General features: G+C 61.6%; 19 protein-coding genes and 1 pseudogene. 11 read left to right on the top strand and 9 right to left on the bottom strand.

Features of this window, described 5'->3' with window-relative positions; genetic code table 11:
- Positions 1–96: 96 nt before the first annotated feature.
- Both NL154_RS04250 and NL154_RS04245 read right to left on the bottom strand, forming a co-directional pair.
- Positions 97–339, bottom strand: a complete 243-nt coding sequence (locus NL154_RS04250) for a ribbon-helix-helix domain-containing protein (RefSeq protein ID WP_210628705.1) — start codon at positions 337–339, stop codon at positions 97–99.
- Positions 340–533: 194 nt separating this feature from the next.
- Positions 534–1082 (bottom strand): HdeD family acid-resistance protein, encoded by a 549-nt coding sequence (locus NL154_RS04245; RefSeq protein ID WP_210628706.1) that lies wholly within the window; start codon positions 1080–1082, stop codon positions 534–536.
- 139 nt (positions 1083–1221) lie between these two features.
- Between NL154_RS04245 and betI the strand changes: the two genes are divergently transcribed.
- The 4 genes from betI to NL154_RS04225 all read left to right on the top strand — a co-directional run bounded on the left by betI (position 1222) and on the right by NL154_RS04225 (position 5711).
- Positions 1222–1857, top strand: a complete 636-nt coding sequence (betI, locus tag NL154_RS04240) for a transcriptional regulator BetI (RefSeq protein ID WP_434733649.1) — start codon at positions 1222–1224, stop codon at positions 1855–1857.
- Between the two features lies 1 nt (position 1858).
- Positions 1859–3322, top strand: coding sequence for a betaine-aldehyde dehydrogenase (gene betB / locus NL154_RS04235; protein ID WP_210628708.1), 1464 nt, complete (start codon positions 1859–1861; stop codon positions 3320–3322).
- A gap of 219 nt (positions 3323–3541) precedes the next feature.
- Positions 3542–5194 (top strand): choline dehydrogenase, encoded by a 1653-nt coding sequence (gene betA, locus NL154_RS04230; protein ID WP_210628709.1) that lies wholly within the window; start codon positions 3542–3544, stop codon positions 5192–5194.
- 79 nt (positions 5195–5273) lie between these two features.
- A complete protein-coding gene (locus tag NL154_RS04225) occupies positions 5274–5711 on the top strand; it encodes a VOC family protein (protein ID WP_434733648.1) in 438 nt (145 codons plus the stop codon).
- A 15-nt stretch (positions 5712–5726) separates the two neighbouring features.
- Here NL154_RS04225 and NL154_RS04220 read toward each other — a convergent pair whose 3' ends face one another.
- The 3 genes from NL154_RS04220 to NL154_RS04210 form a co-directional block, all read right to left on the bottom strand.
- Positions 5727–6134 (bottom strand): helix-turn-helix domain-containing protein, encoded by a 408-nt coding sequence (locus NL154_RS04220; protein WP_434733647.1) that lies wholly within the window; start codon positions 6132–6134, stop codon positions 5727–5729.
- 4 nt (positions 6135–6138) lie between these two features.
- Positions 6139–6426, bottom strand: a complete 288-nt coding sequence (locus tag NL154_RS04215; RefSeq protein WP_434733646.1) for a type II toxin-antitoxin system HigB family toxin — start codon at positions 6424–6426, stop codon at positions 6139–6141.
- Between the two features lie 254 nt (positions 6427–6680).
- A complete protein-coding gene (locus NL154_RS04210; RefSeq protein ID WP_246638626.1) occupies positions 6681–7541 on the bottom strand; it encodes a LysR family transcriptional regulator in 861 nt (286 codons plus the stop codon).
- 154 nt (positions 7542–7695) lie between these two features.
- Between NL154_RS04210 and NL154_RS04205 the strand changes: the two genes are divergently transcribed.
- Positions 7696–8457, top strand: coding sequence for an SDR family NAD(P)-dependent oxidoreductase (locus NL154_RS04205; protein WP_434734143.1), 762 nt, complete (start codon positions 7696–7698; stop codon positions 8455–8457).
- A gap of 70 nt (positions 8458–8527) precedes the next feature.
- Here the strand turns inward: NL154_RS04205 and NL154_RS04200 are convergent, their stop codons facing one another.
- Positions 8528–8974 (bottom strand): RrF2 family transcriptional regulator, encoded by a 447-nt coding sequence (locus NL154_RS04200; RefSeq protein ID WP_168294382.1) that lies wholly within the window; start codon positions 8972–8974, stop codon positions 8528–8530.
- Between the two features lie 65 nt (positions 8975–9039).
- Positions 9040–9180 carry a hypothetical protein gene (locus NL154_RS04195; protein ID WP_210628711.1) on the bottom strand — a complete coding sequence of 47 codons (141 nt, stop codon included), beginning with the start codon at positions 9178–9180 and terminating at the stop codon, positions 9040–9042.
- Positions 9181–9397: 217 nt separating this feature from the next.
- On the opposite strand from NL154_RS04195, the gene NL154_RS04190 reads away from it, so the two are divergent.
- From NL154_RS04190 to cysN, 3 genes are all read left to right on the top strand, one after another.
- Positions 9398–10138 (top strand): phosphoadenylyl-sulfate reductase, encoded by a 741-nt coding sequence (locus tag NL154_RS04190; protein WP_434733645.1) that lies wholly within the window; start codon positions 9398–9400, stop codon positions 10136–10138.
- Between the two features lie 131 nt (positions 10139–10269).
- Complete coding sequence (cysD, locus tag NL154_RS04185) at positions 10270–11223, top strand: sulfate adenylyltransferase subunit CysD (protein ID WP_434733644.1); 954 nt, start codon at positions 10270–10272, stop codon at positions 11221–11223.
- Between the two features lies 1 nt (position 11224).
- Entirely contained in the window at positions 11225–12721 is a 1497-nt protein-coding gene (gene cysN, locus NL154_RS04180; protein WP_434733643.1) for a sulfate adenylyltransferase subunit CysN, read from the top strand.
- A gap of 103 nt (positions 12722–12824) precedes the next feature.
- Here the strand turns inward: cysN and NL154_RS04175 are convergent, their stop codons facing one another.
- Both NL154_RS04175 and NL154_RS04170 read right to left on the bottom strand, forming a co-directional pair.
- Positions 12825–13205, bottom strand: a complete 381-nt coding sequence (locus NL154_RS04175; RefSeq protein ID WP_434733642.1) for a response regulator — start codon at positions 13203–13205, stop codon at positions 12825–12827.
- Positions 13206–13211: 6 nt separating this feature from the next.
- Complete coding sequence (locus tag NL154_RS04170; RefSeq protein WP_434733641.1) at positions 13212–14189, bottom strand: sensor histidine kinase; 978 nt, start codon at positions 14187–14189, stop codon at positions 13212–13214.
- Between the two features lie 114 nt (positions 14190–14303).
- Between NL154_RS04170 and NL154_RS04165 the strand changes: the two are divergent.
- From NL154_RS04165 to NL154_RS04155, 3 genes and pseudogenes are all read left to right on the top strand, one after another.
- Positions 14304–14692, top strand: a pseudogene (locus tag NL154_RS04165) (sulfate adenylyltransferase subunit CysN); the annotation flags it as partial.
- A gap of 124 nt (positions 14693–14816) precedes the next feature.
- Complete coding sequence (locus tag NL154_RS04160) at positions 14817–15089, top strand: hypothetical protein (protein ID WP_434733640.1); 273 nt, start codon at positions 14817–14819, stop codon at positions 15087–15089.
- A 291-nt stretch (positions 15090–15380) separates the two neighbouring features.
- Positions 15381–15821, top strand: a complete 441-nt coding sequence (locus tag NL154_RS04155) for a hypothetical protein (RefSeq protein ID WP_210631673.1) — start codon at positions 15381–15383, stop codon at positions 15819–15821.
- Positions 15822–16028: the final 207 nt, after the last annotated feature.

The following is a 16028-nucleotide window of genomic DNA, read 5'->3' as shown; positions in this document are numbered from 1 at the left end:
GAACCCTTTCGCCAATATGAAAGTTTTGTGAAAGACGCGGCTCGCCGGCACGCGTTGCGCGTGAATTCGAATTCCCCATTACAAGCATTGGCTTATTCAGGCGGAGCGACTGCGCTGCGCCTCATGATCGGCAAACATGTCGGCGACGCATCTGCCGCCGGAGGCGACGCTCTCGTCGTCGAGGAGATCTGCCTTGATTTCGCCGAGCTTGCGGGCGGTATCCCAGAGGCGCAGCGCCTCGCGGACGACCTCACTGCTCGAGGCGTAACCACCCGTGTCGACGGCGGCACGGATGCCCGCTGCCTGTTGCGGAGAGATGGAAACGGTGACCATCGGCATGGACTTCCTCCCTTTTTTCTTCAGGCAGTACCCTGCCTTTGGGGGACGCATGACCATTTTCGGCATTCCAGGCGCTTGCGCCGGTGCCATTGGTGCATTCGCACCGGAAGCATCCGGAGATGCCGGACGGCTCTAATCCCTAAAGTCTAATCCCCCGCCATTCCCTTGTCAAAAAAGAAAAGGCCCATCGCCGTTCAACTGCGCAGGCCAAGGCCGAAGGCGATCATCGTCCATCCCTGGACGATCAGGTCGACGGCCAGGAAGAGGCCAAGGACCCAGAGGCTGTTCACCGGCCAGCCCAGCGCGATGACAAACCCGGCAAGCGCCGTTATGACACCGCTGATAGCGATCCAGCGCCAACCCTTGAGCGGTCGCATGCGCATCCCGACCCAGAGACGGAATAGGCCGGCCACGAGCAGCGCAATGGAAAGAAACAGGGTCAAGGCCGCCGAGGTGAAAATGGGATTGACGAAGGCGCAGATGCCGGCAAGCACGTAAAGCACGCCGCTCAAAGCCCAGAAGAGCACCTGATCCCAGCGGCGCAGCTGAAAAGCGTGGACGAGATAGATGACGCCGCCGGCCAGCATGAGCATGCCGACGTAAAAGACCGAAGCAACGGTCGCCATCAACAGATTGCTGAGAGCGATGAGGCCGCAGATAAGAAGCAGGACCCCGAGGCCGAGGAACCATGCCCATTTCGATCGCAGCGAGGATTCGGGCATATCATTGAAGACGCTGGTCATAGCACACCTCCTGATCATTTGAATATGTTGCCCCAGTTCTTCCGGAAAAGATGTGAGCCAAATCAATTCGCTTAAGATTTTTGTTGATTGATCAGTCAATCAAAAATAAGATGGGCCTCGTTTTCAGGAGGTAGCGGGCGTGCCCAAGGTCGGGATGGAGCCGGTGCGCCGCAAGGCGCTTGTCGATGCGGCGCTGCGGGTGATCGGCGATCACGGCTCGCTCGCCGTGACCATGTCCGATATCGCCCGCCAGGCCGGCGTCTCGCCGGCGCTTGCCCATCATTATTTCGGCAGCAAGGAGCAATTGCTGATCGAGACGATCCGCTCGCTGCTCCGGCAGCTGCGCCGCGATACGGTGGCGGCGCTGAAGGAGGCGCGCACGCCGCGTGAGCGGCTTTCGGCCGTCATCCGCGTCAGCTTCCATGCCGACCAGTTCGCGCCCGATACAATTGCCGCCTGGCTTGCCTTTTACGCCGAAGCGCAGCGTTCGGAGGAGACGCGCCGCTTCCTGGTGATCTATGCCCGCAGGCTGCGCTCCAACCTGCTCGCCGATCTCAAGGCGCTGCTGCCAGCCGACGCCGCAGAACGCATCGCCGAGGGCGCTGCGGCGATGATCGACGGGCTTTATATCAGGCAAAGTCTGAAATCGGCGCCGATCGGAATCGAAGCCTCGATCGCGCTGACGGAAGACTATCTGAACGCGCTGCTCGCCGCCACCTCCCCTTCTGCCCAGGGGAAAAGAAACGACCACATCGAACGCCCCAAGGACAAGTGACATGAAAGCCCAGCCAAAAGCCTCGCACTTCATCGATGGCGAATATGTCGAGGATAGCGATGGCACTGTCATCGAGAGCCTTTATCCTGCCACCGGCGAGGTGATCGCGCGGCTGCATGCGGCAACGCCTGCGATCGTCGAACAGGCTATCGCGGCGGCCAAACGCGCCCAGCCGGAATGGGCGGCAATGAGCCCGATGGCGCGTGGCCGCATCTTGAAGCGCGCCGCCGAGATCATGCGCGAGCGCAACCGCGAGCTTTCCGAACTGGAAACGCTCGATACCGGCAAGCCGATCCAGGAGACGATCGTCGCCGACCCGACGTCGGGCGCAGACGCCTTCGAATTCTTCGGCGGCGTCGCGCCGGCCGGGCTCAACGGCTCTCATATCCCGCTCGGCCAGGATTTTGCCTATACCAAGCGTGTCCCCCTCGGCGTCTGCGTCGGCATCGGCGCCTGGAACTATCCGCAGCAGATCGCCTGCTGGAAAGCGGCCCCGGCGCTGATCTCAGGCAATGCCATGGTATTCAAGCCGTCGGAAAACACGCCGCTCGGCGCCCTGAAGATCGCCGAGATCCTGCACGAGGCGGGGCTGCCGAAGGGGCTCTTCAACGTCATCCAGGGCGACCGCGAGACCGGGCCGCTGCTCGTCAACCATACCGACGTCGCCAAGGTGTCGCTGACCGGATCGGTGCCAACAGGGCGCCGGGTGGCAGCGGCTGCGGCCGGCAGCCTCAAGCATGTGACCATGGAACTCGGCGGCAAGTCGCCGCTCATCGTTTTCGACGACGCCGATCTCGACTCGGCGGTCGGCGGCGCCATGCTCGGCAATTTCTATTCGACCGGCCAGGTCTGCTCGAACGGCACCCGCGTCTTCGTGCAGAAGGGGATCAAGACGGAGTTCCTGAAGCGGCTGAAGGCGCGCACCGAGGCGATGATGATCGGCGACCCGATGGATGAGGCGACGCAGATCGGCCCGATGGTTTCCTGGGCGCAGCGCGAGAAAGTGATCGCCTATATCGAAAAGGGCAAGGCCGAAGGCGCAAGCCTGATTGCCGGCGGCGGCATTCCGAACAATGTCTCGGGCGAAGGTTATTACGTGCAGCCGACGGTCTTTGCCGATGTCACCGACGACATGACGATCGCCCGCGAGGAGATCTTCGGGCCTGTCATGTCGGTGCTCGATTTCGACGATGAGGACGAGGTGATCGGCCGCGCCAATGCCAGCGAATTCGGCCTCTCCGGCGGCGTCTTCACCGCCGACCTCACCCGCGCCCACCGCGTCGTCGACCGGCTGGAGGCCGGCACGCTGTGGATCAACACCTATAATCTCTGCCCGGTCGAGATCCCCTTCGGCGGCTCGAAACAATCGGGCTTCGGCCGCGAGAATTCGCTGGCGGCGCTGGAGCATTATTCCGAGCTGAAGACGGTTTACGTCGGCATGGGGCCGGTGGCGGCGCCTTATTGAAGACATCTGTCCACGCCCTTGCCCTTGCCCCTCACCTAACCCTCTCCCCGCACGCGGGGAGAGGCGACGTGCCCAAAGCAACGTCGAAGATAGGGGAAGCCAGTGCGGCATATCCCCTTCGCCCCGTTTACGGGGAGAAGGTGCCGGCAGGCGGATGAGGGGCCGGCTCTGAGAAAACAAGAAGCAGCCAGATCACGGCAGCTCAAGGAAAACAAGAAGATGCAACAAGCAGATTTCGTCATCATCGGCTCCGGCTCGGCCGGCTCGGCGCTGGCCTATCGCCTCTCCGAAGACGGCAAGAACAGCGTCCTCGTCATCGAGGCGGGCGGCAGCGATTTCGGGCCGTTCATTCAGATGCCGGCAGCGCTTGCCTGGCCGATGAGCATGAAGCGCTATAATTGGGGCTATCTCTCCGAGCCGGAGCCGAACCTCAACAACCGCCGCATCACCGCGCCGCGCGGCAAGGTGATCGGCGGCTCGTCATCGATCAACGGCATGGTCTATGTGCGCGGCCATGCCGAGGACTTCAACCGCTGGGAAGAGCTCGGTGCTAGCGGCTGGGCCTATGCCGACGTTCTCCCCTATTTCAAGCGGATGGAACATTCGCATGGCGGCGAAGAGGGCTGGCGCGGCACCAACGGGCCGCTGCATGTGCAGCGCGGCGGCTTCACCAATCCGCTGTTCCGGGCCTTCGTCGAGGCCGGCAAGCAGGCGGGCTTCGAGACGACCGAGGATTACAACGGCAGCAAGCAGGAAGGCTTCGGACTGATGGAGCAGACCATCTTTGCCGGGCGCCGCTGGTCTGCCGCCAATGCCTATCTGAAACCGGCGCTGAAGCGCGACAATGTCGGGATCGTCTACGGTATGGCGCGCCGGATCGTCATCGAGAACGGGCGCGCGACCGGCGTCGAAATCGAACGCGGCGGCAGGACAGAGGTGGTGAAGGCGAACCGCGAGGTGATCGTCTCGGCCTCCTCTTTCAATTCGCCGAAGCTCCTGATGCTGTCCGGCATCGGCCCGGGCGAGCATCTGAAGGAAATGGGCATCGAGGTGAAGGCCGACCGCCCTGGTGTCGGCGCCAACCTGCAGGACCATATGGAATTCTATTTCCAGCAGGTCAGCACCAAGCCGGTGTCGCTCTATTCCTGGCTGCCCTGGTTCTGGCAGGGGGTGGCGGGCGCGCAATGGCTCTTGTCGAAGGGCGGGCTCGGCGCTTCCAACCAGTTCGAAGCCTGCGCCTTCCTGCGCTCGGCACCCGGGCTGAAGCAGCCGGACATTCAATATCATTTCCTGCCGGTGGCGATCAGCTATGACGGCAAGGCGGCGGCGAAAAGCCACGGTTTCCAGGTGCATGTCGGCTACAACCTGTCGAAATCGCGCGGCAACGTGACGCTGCGCTCGCCCGACCCCAAGGCCGAGCCGGTGCTGCGCTTCAACTATATGAGCCATCCCGAGGATTGGGAGAAATTCCGCCACTGCGTGCGACTGACCCGCGAGATCTTCGGGCAGGCGGCCTTCGACGCCTATCGCGGCCCGGAGATCCAGCCGGGTGAAGGCGTACAAAGCGACGAAGAGATCGACGCCTTCCTGCGCGAACATCTGGAAAGCGCCTATCACCCCTGCGGGACCTGCAAGATGGGCGCCAAGGACGATCCGATGGCGGTGGTCGATCCGCAGACGCGGGTGATCGGCGTCGATGGACTGCGCGTCGCCGACAGCTCGATCTTCCCGCACGTCACCTACGGCAACCTGAACGGCCCCTCGATCATGACCGGCGAGAAGGCCGCCGACCACATCCTCGGCAAGCAGCCGCTGGCGCGCTCGAACCAGGAGCCCTGGGTCAATCCGAGGGCGGCGGTCAGCGATCGGTGATGGCGGAACCTGATCAAGCCTCCGTTGTCAGATCAGGCGGCACCTTGTAGGCTCGGGCGACAGCTTGGAGATTGGCACCATGGCGCTCAAGCGGATGGACAATGTCGGGATCGTCGTCGAAGACCTCGCAGCGGCGATTGATTTCTTTCGCGAACTCGGCCTCGAACTCGAAGGGCAGGCGACGATCGAAGGCGAATGGGCCGGACGTGTCACAGGGCTGGGCGATCAGCATGTCGAGATCGCCATGCTGCGCACGCCGGATGGACACAGCCGGCTCGAGCTCTCCCGCTTTATCAAGCCGGATGTCGTCGCAGATCACCGCAACGCCCCGGTCAATGCCCTCGGCTATCTCCGCGCCATGTTCACCGTCGACGACATCGACGAGACGCTCGAAAGGCTCCGCAGCCGCGGCGCAGAACTCGTCGGCGACGTCGTGCGGTATAAGGATGCCTATCGGCTCTGCTACATCCGTGGTCCTGAAGGGCTGCTCATCGGACTTGCCCAGGAACTCGGCTGAGCGCATCAGGGCCTGTCAGAGCGAGAGAAATACTGATGCAGGCAGAAGAAATCGCTCGCTCAGCGCGCGCGCCTGCCTAAGATTGATTTGCCGTTTCCCGCTGAGAATCTCGGAGACAACAGACTGAGCGCCGACTTCCGGCACCTCGGACTGGCTGAGACCCCGCTCCTCCATTATATAACGAAGGGCATCGGCTCCGGTCACGGGGGGCATCGGCCGGTTCTGCTCGTCATAGGCCTCAACAAGGTCCGCCATGCGAGACGCAAGCAAGGCCAACGGATGATCGTCATCGTCACCCACTTCGGCGAGAATCTCATCAAGCTGCCCCACCAGACGATCATACTCGGCCTCATTGGCCGGCATAGCAAGAAGAGGAGCCACATGTGTCCAGTGCTCGCTTACGAGTTTTACAAGTGCGCTCATCGGCCTAACCCTTCCATACTCCGTTGTCATATTCCGCGTGATCCATAATCCGCTGAATATAGACTTTCTTGAATTTGTAATGCACCAACGCGATCAGGCGGATCTTATTGCCACCAATGTCGAATACGTGATGCTGTCCGACTTTATCTGTTGCCGGAAACAATGATTTCATGTCGGCGAAGTCTGTCGGCTCCGCCGATTTCATCAGTCGATACCAAGTATCCAGAGCATTGGCCGCTTGAGGCCATCGGTCTTTCGCCTCCCAGATCTTTTTCTGTGTGATGACGTGCATAGACCGAAATAGCGTCCATCTCATTTTGCTATGTCAAATGTAGCGCAATCGCACTACTATAGCAAGTTGCTATAAAACTGTTTCACGCATGGCGGTTCGATGATCGGCTACATCACCTCGCGGCTCGTGTGGCGCGAGCCGCTCTATCACGGTCTCTCGCGCATCTTCATCGCCGCCTCGATCAGAGCCAAGTGCGCCAGCGAACTGCAGGAAAGCTGATCGTGCCACCAGAGGCGTGACTGCATCGATTGCGGTCACTCGGCAGGACGGTTTGTCGGGCTCTCCGGCTCTGCTGCGAACTCCGAAATGACGAAGGAGATGATGCTTCGCACGCGTGGAGTCATGCGCCGATCCCGGTGATAGACGAGCGACATAGGCCGCTCACGCAGATGCCAATCGGGGAAGAGCTGGACAAGAAGGCCGGCCCGGATATCCGAAGCCAGCAGGATGGCTGGCTGCATGACGATACCCAAACCGGCACGAGCGGCCATGCGCACGGCTTGGCCGCTGTTGACGCTGATCGGCAGTCTGGGCACGACCTCGACCTCCTCCTTGCCTTTCGAAAGCCTCCACGGCGAGCGTACTGCCGGGGTAAAGCCGATGGTCTCGTGGCCGGAAAGCGCGCTTGGATGGGCAGGATTTCCATGTCGAGCGAGGTAATCCGGTGACGCGCAAATCATCATTCGATAGGGAGCCAGCCGACGCGCGATGAGGCGGCTGTCGGGCAGGTCTCCGATGCGGATCGCGATGTCAAAACCTTCGTCGACGATATCGACGTTGCGGTCGGTCAAGGTGATATCCAGCATCACTTCAGGGGCGATCTTTCGATAGCGCGGTAAAGCCGGCATCAACACCTCCGCCCCGAAAGTCGTCGGCGCCGTGACCTTCAAGAGACCACGCGGCTTCGTCTGTGATGCCTCGGCGTCCTGATCCGCAATGGCCACGCGCTCCAGAATGTCCCGGCACTGCTCGAGGTAGCTCTTGCCGAAATCTGTCAGGCTCTGCCGGCGCGTGGTTCTGTTGAGGAGGCGGGTACCGAGCCGTTCCTCCAATGCGGCCACGTGTTGCCCGACCATTGCCGGCGATATGCCGAGCTTGCCCGATGCTGCGCTCATCGAGCCTTCCTGCACCGTTGTTACAAACACCTGCATCGAGCGAAAGAGACCCATTCGATAGTCCTGCTTTTAAATGATTGCGTATTTTCTCCAATTATCATGAGGCAATGCTCGAATTACAACCGCCTCGATGCAATCATCCAAGGAGCAAGACATGATGCAAACCCGGTTCATCGGCAAAACGGTTCTCATTACAGGTGCTGGAACGGGGATGGGGCGGGCTGCCGCCCTTCGCCTGGCAGCGGAAGGAGCCCAACTCGTCCTCGTCGGACGCCGCCCCGAGCCGATCGATCGACTGCTGTCGGAGATCGAGGCATCGGGCGGTGCGGCCATCGCAACTGCCGGGGATATCGCCGACAATGAAGCAGTCGCGGCGATTGTCGATAAGACGATCGCACGCTTCGGACGGCTGGATGCGGTCTTCGCCAATGCCGGAGTTCTCGGCGAATTCAAACCATTGGCGGTGACTGATGCAGACGATCTCGACGCGCTGATCGACACCAATCTCAAGGGCACCTTCTTCACGATCAAACACTGCCTGCCCGTCCTGCAAGGCGGCAGCATTCTCATCAACGCTTCGTGGACAGCTGCCGGGGTAATGCCGGGCGCGGGGGCCTATGCCAGCACAAAGGGGGCGTTGCTCGCGATGATGCGAACCCTGGCAGTGGAGCAAGGCGCTCGCAACATCCGGATCAATGCCATCAATCCCGGGATTATTCTCACACCGATGGCGGATGATGTTATCGATCCGGCGTTTGCCGCAAGGCTAGCCGCCCACACACCGCTTCGGCGAAATGGAACGTCAGAGGATATCGCAGGTACCGTCGCTTGGTTGCTTTCCCATGATTCCGACTTCGTCACTGGGCAAGAAATCACCGTCGATGGCGGCTATACGATTGGAGGTCTCCGCCCATAGGTGGAGATACCTGCCTCGCTTGCGCGCAACAGACGCGCGGCAGCACCGGGGAAAGCCGGCGGATAGCAGGTCAGGCAAGCAGGCGGGTGACTTCGGCGCCATGCCCCGGGCCGACGGCATCGGCGATGGTCGTCGAGAACAGCACCTTGCGGGTGGCGTCGGCGACCTTGGCGAACACGTGGCGGATTTCGCACGTCTGTTCGCCGTCGCAATCGTCGCATTTGCGGTAGGCGGTGATCGACAGGCACGGCAGCGGCGCGATCGGTCCGTCGATGATGCGCAGGATTTCGCCGAAGGTGATCGTGTGGGCGGGCTTCAGCAGGAGATAACCGCCCTGCTTGCCGCGGCGGCTGACGACGATGCCGTGATGTTTCAGGTCGAGCAGGATCTGTTCGAGGAACTTTTTCGGGATCTTCTGCTGGGCGGCGATATCGGAAATCATCACCGGTTCGTCGGCATGGGCATCCGCCAGAACCGTCAGCGCCCGCAGCGCATATTTCGCCTTTTGCGTAATCATCTCAGACCGTCGACACACACACAGGCGGCGCGAATTGCCGCGCCGCTTCACGAGTACATTCGCCTCTATGGCACAACCAGCATGAACGGAATTTGAACGCGCCGGCTGAAAGCCTTGAGGGACAAGTATTTTTGGCCTTGCTCTTCACGCTGGCCAAGCCCTTGCAAACTACGCCAAATCAGCGCCTTCCGCACCATTTTCAGCATCACTTCAGATTTCCGGTTGACAGGCTGCGTGTAAGCCTACTAATTTTATAGACATTGAGGCTGTCGGCGCGGGTTTTTCCCCGCGGGCGGCTGCTTTTCTGCATTGCGGCAGCTTCGGAGAGATATTTGCTCCTGTGGCCGCAGCTTTCGAAATCCCTTTTTCTGTCCGATCCAGGCTTGAACTGCGATACTCCGGTCAACTAAGGACAGGGTTCTCATGACTGTTATCAATCCGAATGCAGAAGCCGAGGCGCTGAACGACAAGCTGGCAGGCCTCGACCTCGCCGGACGTCTGTCGCTGGTGGCAGGCCTTGGCGGCCGCGTGGTGTTCACCACCTCGCTCGGCATCGAAGACCAGGTGATCACCGCCGAAATCGGCACGCACCGCCTGCCGATCGACATCGCGACGCTGGAAACCGGCCGCCTGTTTGCCGAGACGCTGGCGCTGATCGACGAAACGGAAGCCCAGTACGACATCCATATCCAGCGCTTTTCGCCCGAGAAGGCCGATATCGACGCCTATGCCGCGCAATACGGCCTCAATGGTTTCTACGAGAGCGTCGAAGCCAGGCATGCCTGTTGCGGCGTGCGCAAGCTGAAGCCGCTTGCGCGTGCGCTCGAAGGGGCGACGATCTGGATCACCGGCCTGCGGCGCGGCCAGTCGGTCAACCGCGCCGAAACGCCCTTTGCCGAATATGACGCCGAACGGCACCTGCTGAAGGTCAATCCGCTCGCCGACTGGGACATCGAGGCGATCAAGGCCTTCGTTTCCGAAAACGGCGTGCCGGTCAATCCGCTGCATGCCCGCGGCTACCCCTCGATCGGCTGCGAGCCCTGCACAAGGGCGATCAAGCCCGGCGAGCCGGAACGCGCCGGCCGCTGGTGGTGGGAGCAGGACGAGACACGCGAATGCGGCCTGCATGTCGCCGAAGAGGCCTCAGCGATCGTCGCACAATAATCACCTTCCCGGCTTACCGGATCAGGGCGCGGCGGTCGCCGCAGCCTTGGGGGAAGCGAGCTTCCCCGGGGAGAGCCACAATCGACAAAAGCTTGCGGGCAGCCGCAAGGACCGACAGTCTGGAGTAAGACATGCCCGATAGCCGTCCGGATACGGAACTCAGCAATCCGCAGAGCGCCAAGGCGCCGCTCGACCCGCATCTGAAGGCGCTGGAAAACGAATCCATCCATATCTTCCGCGAGGTTGCGGCCGAATTCGAGCGCCCCGTCATGCTCTATTCGATCGGCAAGGATTCCTCGGTGCTGCTGCACCTGGCGCGCAAGGCCTTCTATCCCGGCCGCGTGCCCTTCCCGCTCCTGCACGTCAACACCGGCTGGAAATTCCGGGAGATGATCGCCTTCCGCGACGAGACCGCGAAGAAGTACGATCTCGATCTGATCGAGCACATCAATCCGCGCGGTGCGGCCGAAAACATCACGCCCTTCACCCATGGTTCGGCCGCCTTCACCGACATCATGAAGACCGAGAGCCTGCGCCAGGCGCTCGATGCCGGCCAGTTCGACGCCGCTTTCGGCGGCGCGCGCCGCGACGAGGAAGCCAGCCGCGCCAAGGAGCGCATCTATTCCTTCCGCACGCCCGACCATCGCTGGGATCCGCGCAACCAGCGGCCGGAGCTCTGGAACATCTATAACGGCATGATCCGCAAGGGCGAAAGCGTGCGCGCCTTCCCGTTGTCGAACTGGACCGAGGTGGATATCTGGCGCTACATCCAGGCAGAGGATATTCCGCTCGTTCCGCTCTACTACGCCAAGAAGCGCAAGTTCGTCGAGCGTGACGGCATGATGATCCTGGCCGAGGATCCGCGGCTCGAACTTTTGCCCGGCGAAGTGCGCCAGGAAGGCATGATCCGTTTCCGCACGCTCGGCGACTTCCCGCTGACCGGCGCCATCCGCTCTGAGGCGACCACGCTGGAAGAGGTGATTGCCGAACTCGAAATCGCAACGGTGTCCGAACGCCAGGGCCGCGCCATCGACCGCGACCAGTCCGGCTCCATGGAAAAGAAGAAGCGTGAAGGATATTTCTGAGATGACCGCAGTCCAAACCGCCGTCTCGGCCGCAACCGTCGCCAGCCTGCCCGCCGCCGAGCCGCAGAAGGCCCAGCGCGACTCGCGCCCGCTGCGCTTGATCACCTGCGGCAGCGTCGATGACGGCAAGTCGACGCTGATCGGCCGCCTGCTCTGGGACACCAAGGCCGTCAAGGAAGACCAGGCCGCCACGCTGCAGCGCGATTCCACCGGCAAGCAGAACGACCTCGGCCTGCCCGACTTCGCGCTGCTGCTCGACGGCCTGCAGGCCGAACGCGAACAGGGCATCACCATCGATGTCGCCTATCGCTACTTCTCGACCGACAAGCGCTCCTTCATCGTCGCCGACACGCCCGGCCACGAGCAATATACCCGCAATATGGCGACCGGCGCCTCGACCGCCGACCTCGCCATCCTGCTCGTCGATGCGCGTCTCGGCATTCTCGAACAGACGCGCCGCCATGCGACGATCGCCTCGCTGCTCGGCATCAGGCAGTTCGTGCTCGCCGTCAACAAGATCGACCTGACGGGCTATGACCGCGCCGGCTTCGAGAAGATCAGCCACGAATTCCGGGAATTCGCCCTGTCGCTCGGCGTCAAGCAGATCACCGCGATACCGATGTCGGCGCTGAAGGGCGAGAACGTCGTCTATTCCGGCCAGGCCGCCATGCCCTGGTACAGCGGCCCGACGCTGGTGGAGACGCTGGAACTTGCCACCGTGCGCTCGTCGCAGACGGTCGGCTTCCGCCTGTCGGTGCAGCGCGTCTCGCGCCCGGGCGAAAGCTTCCGCGGCTATCAGGGCACGGTTGCCGGCGGCTCCGTCAAGCCGGGCGACAGCGTCATGATCCTGCCGTCCGGCATGGTCGCCAACGTCTCCAAGATCGTCACCTTCGATCTCGTGCGCAATGCCGCCGTCGCCGGCGACGCGATCACGCTGGTGCTTGACCGCCAGGTCGACGTCGCGCGCGGCGACATGATCGTCTCGATCGACGCCCAGCCGCAGGTCGGCCTTGCCTTCGATGCGCAGATCGTCGCCCTGCAGCCCGAGGGCATCGAGCCCGGCAAGCGCTACTGGCTGAAGAGCGGTTCGCGCCGCCAGCGCGTCCAGGTGCAGCCCTTGAGCCAGCTCGAATTGAAGACCGGCACCTGGAACCCCGCCCAGCGGCTCTACATGAACGCCATCGGCAAGGTCCGGCTTGCCTTTGACGAGGCGGCGATCTTCGATCCTTACGAGCAGAACCGCCAGTCCGGCTCCTTCATCCTGATCGATCCGGAGACCAACAACACGGTCGCCGGCGGCATGGTGACCGGCAAACGCACCGAACTCGGCGGCCTGCACAATGGCGAAGCCCGCGTCATCCTCTCGCTGCCGGCCGACTTGGCCGAGCAGATTATGGCCAGCGAACTCTTCGCCAGCCGCAGCCATGAGGCCGAGGTCCGACGGATGACGGCAGCCGAGGCGGCCGAGTTGTGGTCGAGCGCCGCAAGCGATATTTGATCATGGATCAAGGGGCCAGCCAGACTGGCCTCTTTTCCAACACTGCGGACTGGCGGATTTCCCCAAGCAGACCTCCGCCGAGAGGTTGCAGCCCTGAGAACAGTCACTTGACCGCCCTGCGAACGGTTTCGATGAGAAGACCGAAATCAGTGGGCTTTTCCAGGATGACCGCGCCCGCGAGGACTGGGTCAGATGCAAGTTCATGGGCAGGACTTGCTGTCGCCAGAACGAACGGAATATTCAACTGCCGTAGCTTCGCGGCTACCGGGGTCGCTCTTGCCCCGCCGAGATGAACGTCAAGCACGGCGACGTCCGGTCGCTCCTGCTCCAAAAGATCGAGAGCGTGCTCGTTCGATGATACCGGGCCAAGCACCCGCAGCCCGGCAGCGGTCAGTTTGCGTCGGAGTTCATCGGCGATGAAGAACTCTTCCTCGACGACGAGGACCTTGGTCGCGCCTGCCCTCGTGTCGACAATATCGCTCACATGACCTCACATCGGAAATTTGATCGTCGCAGTAAAACCACTGGGAGGATAGTTAAGTTCCACGCTTCCACCCATATGGGCGGCGAGGCCTTCGATCAGTTCGGTCCCGTAGCCCTGGCGTACAGACTCATGAATAGGCGGCCCTGCTTCCTCGCGCCACTGACATACGAGCCACGTCCGGTCCCGCGGCCCGGCTTCCATTTCCCACGTCACCCGTATCTTTCCGCCGGGCACCGAGGCAGCACCATGCTTCAACGCGTTCGTGCCGAGCTCGTGCAGGATCATGCTGACCGGGAGAACCTTTGAACTTCCAAATTCTACGGACGGTCCAGAGCATTCGAGCCGTTCCCAAACCGTCGCACCGACCGCGCCTCGCAGCAATGCTTCGAACTCAGTCAGCCCGCCAATGGCAGCAACTTCCTGAGCTCGAAAGGTGGTATTCAGCCTCCCAAGCAGCGCTTCTTTGAAGCTTGCCACAGCCGGATCTTCGGTCCTGGTGTTGTTCACGATCGACTGAACGATGGCCGAGAGGTTCTTCAGCCGGTGCCGCATCTCGGCGACGATAAAGTCCATCTCGGCATCGTGGCGCTGGCGCTCCGTCACGTCATCGAAGATCACCAGAATGTTGGGACTGTTATCATCGGGGTGAACGAGGCGACGGGCGTCGACAAGAAAGGTACGTTGGCCGATTGTCGGGAAATCATGCTTCACTTCATAGCCGATGACGGCGGCCGCCCGTGGGATGACCGAGGATATGAGCCGCCGAAGTTCCGGAATATCCCACTGCCCGTTGCCAAGCCCGAAGAAGTTCTGGGAGAGGATGTCGTCCCGCGCGACTTCGAAAGCCTTGATGAACGCATTGTTTGCGGTCGTCACACAGAAATTCTGATCCAGCACGACAACGGGTTGGGTCATCGTGTCGACAATGCCCTGGGCCTGAACATGCCCGGTCTTCATCAGGCGATACAAATCTTCCAGCAACATAGGTGCCGGCCCCTCCTTGCAGCACGCTAACGACTCGACACTATGGAAGCCCCACAGCCGGGATCTTCCGGTCAACAGGCAAAGCCCCTGCATCTAAAGTAATCTTTTCTGCATGGCTGGCAATGTCCGACAGGCGGCGGCTCGGTCAAGCCCGGCGACAGCGTCATGATCCGGCGGTCGGGCATGGTCGCCAACGTCTCCAAGATCGTCACCTTCGATCTGGTGCGCAACGCCGCGGTTGCCAGCGACGCGATCACACTGGTGCTCGACAGCCAGGTCGACATGGGCGCGCGGCGACATGATCGTCTCGATCGACGGCTGAAGAGCGGTTCGCACCGCGCGTTCAGCTGCATCCGTTGAGCCAGTTCGAACCGAAGACCGGCACCCGGAACCCCGCCCGGCGGCTCCGCATGATGCGATCGGCAAGGTGCGCCTTGCTGCGAAGCGGCGATCTTCGATCCGTATGAGCAGAAAACACGGTCGCCGGCGGCATGGTGACGGGTGCCCTTGGAAGCGATGTGATTGCTCTTCAGGCGGGTGGCTCACGAGGATGTGATGAAAAATCCGCGAATATCGGCAATGGCCAGGGTGTTGTCGTCCAGGGCAGAAAACGAAGGAGTTCTTGCGATGAATATCCATCCCTTGATTACCGCGGCGTCCTTGCTGATTTCCACCTGCGGCGTTGCCCAGGCGGACGACCACCTTTTCCAGGCGGAACAGCATGGATTGAAGTCCGGCAGCACGGCAGCCTCCACGACGCACGCCTTTACGACCAACAGTGCCGGTCACAGCGGTACATTGGCGCCCGGCCAGGGAAGTCCGTTCACCGGACACGACACCCAGACGCCGGCCACTGACACGGAGGCCGCCAACGAGCACGCCAACGTGAAGCCCCGCTGAGGAGGCAAACGGTTACTCAGCGCGAATTGCGATTGGGCTCAGTCCGTTCGGTAGATCGATTTTGAAGGCGCAGCGACTGTCCTGCGCCCTCATTGTGCATGACGGTCCGCTCCCACTCCCACCGAGACCAGGTTTGCCATCGGCTTCGTTTTATGGCAGCTTTCTCCCAGTCGGATTCTGGCCGCGTGCTTGGGAACCAATGACAGGCGAGACTGTTTCAGCTGTGACTTTGGCATGACGCTGACACGCCCTCCTGGCTGGGTAAGCCTCGATTTTGAGGAGACTTGCATCATGAAGTTTTCATCCAGAATTCGTTCAGTCGCGGTTGCGGTTATCGCTGCAGCAGGAATCATCTTTGCCGGCTCCGCGCATGCCGACAGCGGTACGATCAGTTTCTCAGTCTACAAGGCTGCCTTCTTTGTGGGTGGTTCCGGAGGCGAAGGCACACTGACCTTCCATGGTCGCCGCTATCCCATCTCTGTCGGCGGCATCTCGGGCGGCCTCGCCTTCGGGGCTTCTAAGACCAATTTTCATGGTACGGTTCGCCATATCCGCCGCGCTCAAGATGTGACGGGGGTCTACGGTGCGGCGGGTGGCGGCGGCGCGGTCGGCAAAGGGGCCCAGGTGATCGTCATGACCAATGACAAGGGCGCCCAACTCGAACTCTCGGGCAAGCAGGTAGGCCTGCAAGTCAACGCCGATCTCAGCGGTATCGCCATCACGGTAAAGTAAGGACCACCGCTCCGTTCGTCTTCGCTGGAAGCGGCCTTCCATTGTCGGCCAGGCACAAGACTGCGTCGGGCTGACGCGGCCAGAACAATTCCAGGCAAAGCGAGAAGCGCTTTTTCCGGAAATTGTGTGAATCCAAAAGGTTAGAGCGGTTCTGCGCTTCCGTGAAAAGCTGAACGGCTCCAGAGAAGCACCTGCTCCACGGGATCG

It is taken from the genome of Rhizobium sp. YTUHZ044 (genome assembly GCF_051123975.1).
In the GTDB taxonomy this organism is placed as follows: domain Bacteria; phylum Pseudomonadota; class Alphaproteobacteria; order Rhizobiales; family Rhizobiaceae; genus Rhizobium.
This window is presented reverse-complemented; position numbering and strand designations above follow the sequence as displayed.

Bases quoted from the DNA above. Each gene is read 5' to 3' on its own strand.
- NL154_RS04250 (WP_210628705.1), bottom strand. From the start codon at position 339: ATGCCGATGGTCACCGTTTCCATCTCTCCGCAACAGGCAGCGGGCATC.
- NL154_RS04245 (WP_210628706.1), bottom strand. From the start codon at position 1,082: ATGACCAGCGTCTTCAATGATATGCCCGAATCCTCGCTGCGATCGAAA.
- betB (WP_210628708.1), top strand. From the start codon at position 1,859: ATGAAAGCCCAGCCAAAAGCCTCGCACTTCATCGATGGCGAATATGTC.
- betA (WP_210628709.1), top strand. From the start codon at position 3,542: ATGCAACAAGCAGATTTCGTCATCATCGGCTCCGGCTCGGCCGGCTCG.
- NL154_RS04225 (WP_434733648.1), top strand. From the start codon at position 5,274: ATGGCGCTCAAGCGGATGGACAATGTCGGGATCGTCGTCGAAGACCTC.
- NL154_RS04220 (WP_434733647.1), bottom strand. From the start codon at position 6,134: ATGAGCGCACTTGTAAAACTCGTAAGCGAGCACTGGACACATGTGGCT.
- NL154_RS04215 (WP_434733646.1), bottom strand. From the start codon at position 6,426: ATGCACGTCATCACACAGAAAAAGATCTGGGAGGCGAAAGACCGATGG.
- NL154_RS04210 (WP_246638626.1), bottom strand. From the start codon at position 7,541: ATGAGCGCAGCATCGGGCAAGCTCGGCATATCGCCGGCAATGGTCGGG.
- NL154_RS04205 (WP_434734143.1), top strand. From the start codon at position 7,696: ATGATGCAAACCCGGTTCATCGGCAAAACGGTTCTCATTACAGGTGCT.
- NL154_RS04200 (WP_168294382.1), bottom strand. From the start codon at position 8,974: ATGATTACGCAAAAGGCGAAATATGCGCTGCGGGCGCTGACGGTTCTG.
- NL154_RS04195 (WP_210628711.1), bottom strand. From the start codon at position 9,180: ATGCTGAAAATGGTGCGGAAGGCGCTGATTTGGCGTAGTTTGCAAGGG.
- NL154_RS04190 (WP_434733645.1), top strand. From the start codon at position 9,398: ATGACTGTTATCAATCCGAATGCAGAAGCCGAGGCGCTGAACGACAAG.
- cysD (WP_434733644.1), top strand. From the start codon at position 10,270: ATGCCCGATAGCCGTCCGGATACGGAACTCAGCAATCCGCAGAGCGCC.
- cysN (WP_434733643.1), top strand. From the start codon at position 11,225: ATGACCGCAGTCCAAACCGCCGTCTCGGCCGCAACCGTCGCCAGCCTG.
- NL154_RS04170 (WP_434733641.1), bottom strand. From the start codon at position 14,189: ATGTTGCTGGAAGATTTGTATCGCCTGATGAAGACCGGGCATGTTCAG.
- NL154_RS04160 (WP_434733640.1), top strand. From the start codon at position 14,817: ATGAATATCCATCCCTTGATTACCGCGGCGTCCTTGCTGATTTCCACC.
- NL154_RS04155 (WP_210631673.1), top strand. From the start codon at position 15,381: ATGAAGTTTTCATCCAGAATTCGTTCAGTCGCGGTTGCGGTTATCGCT.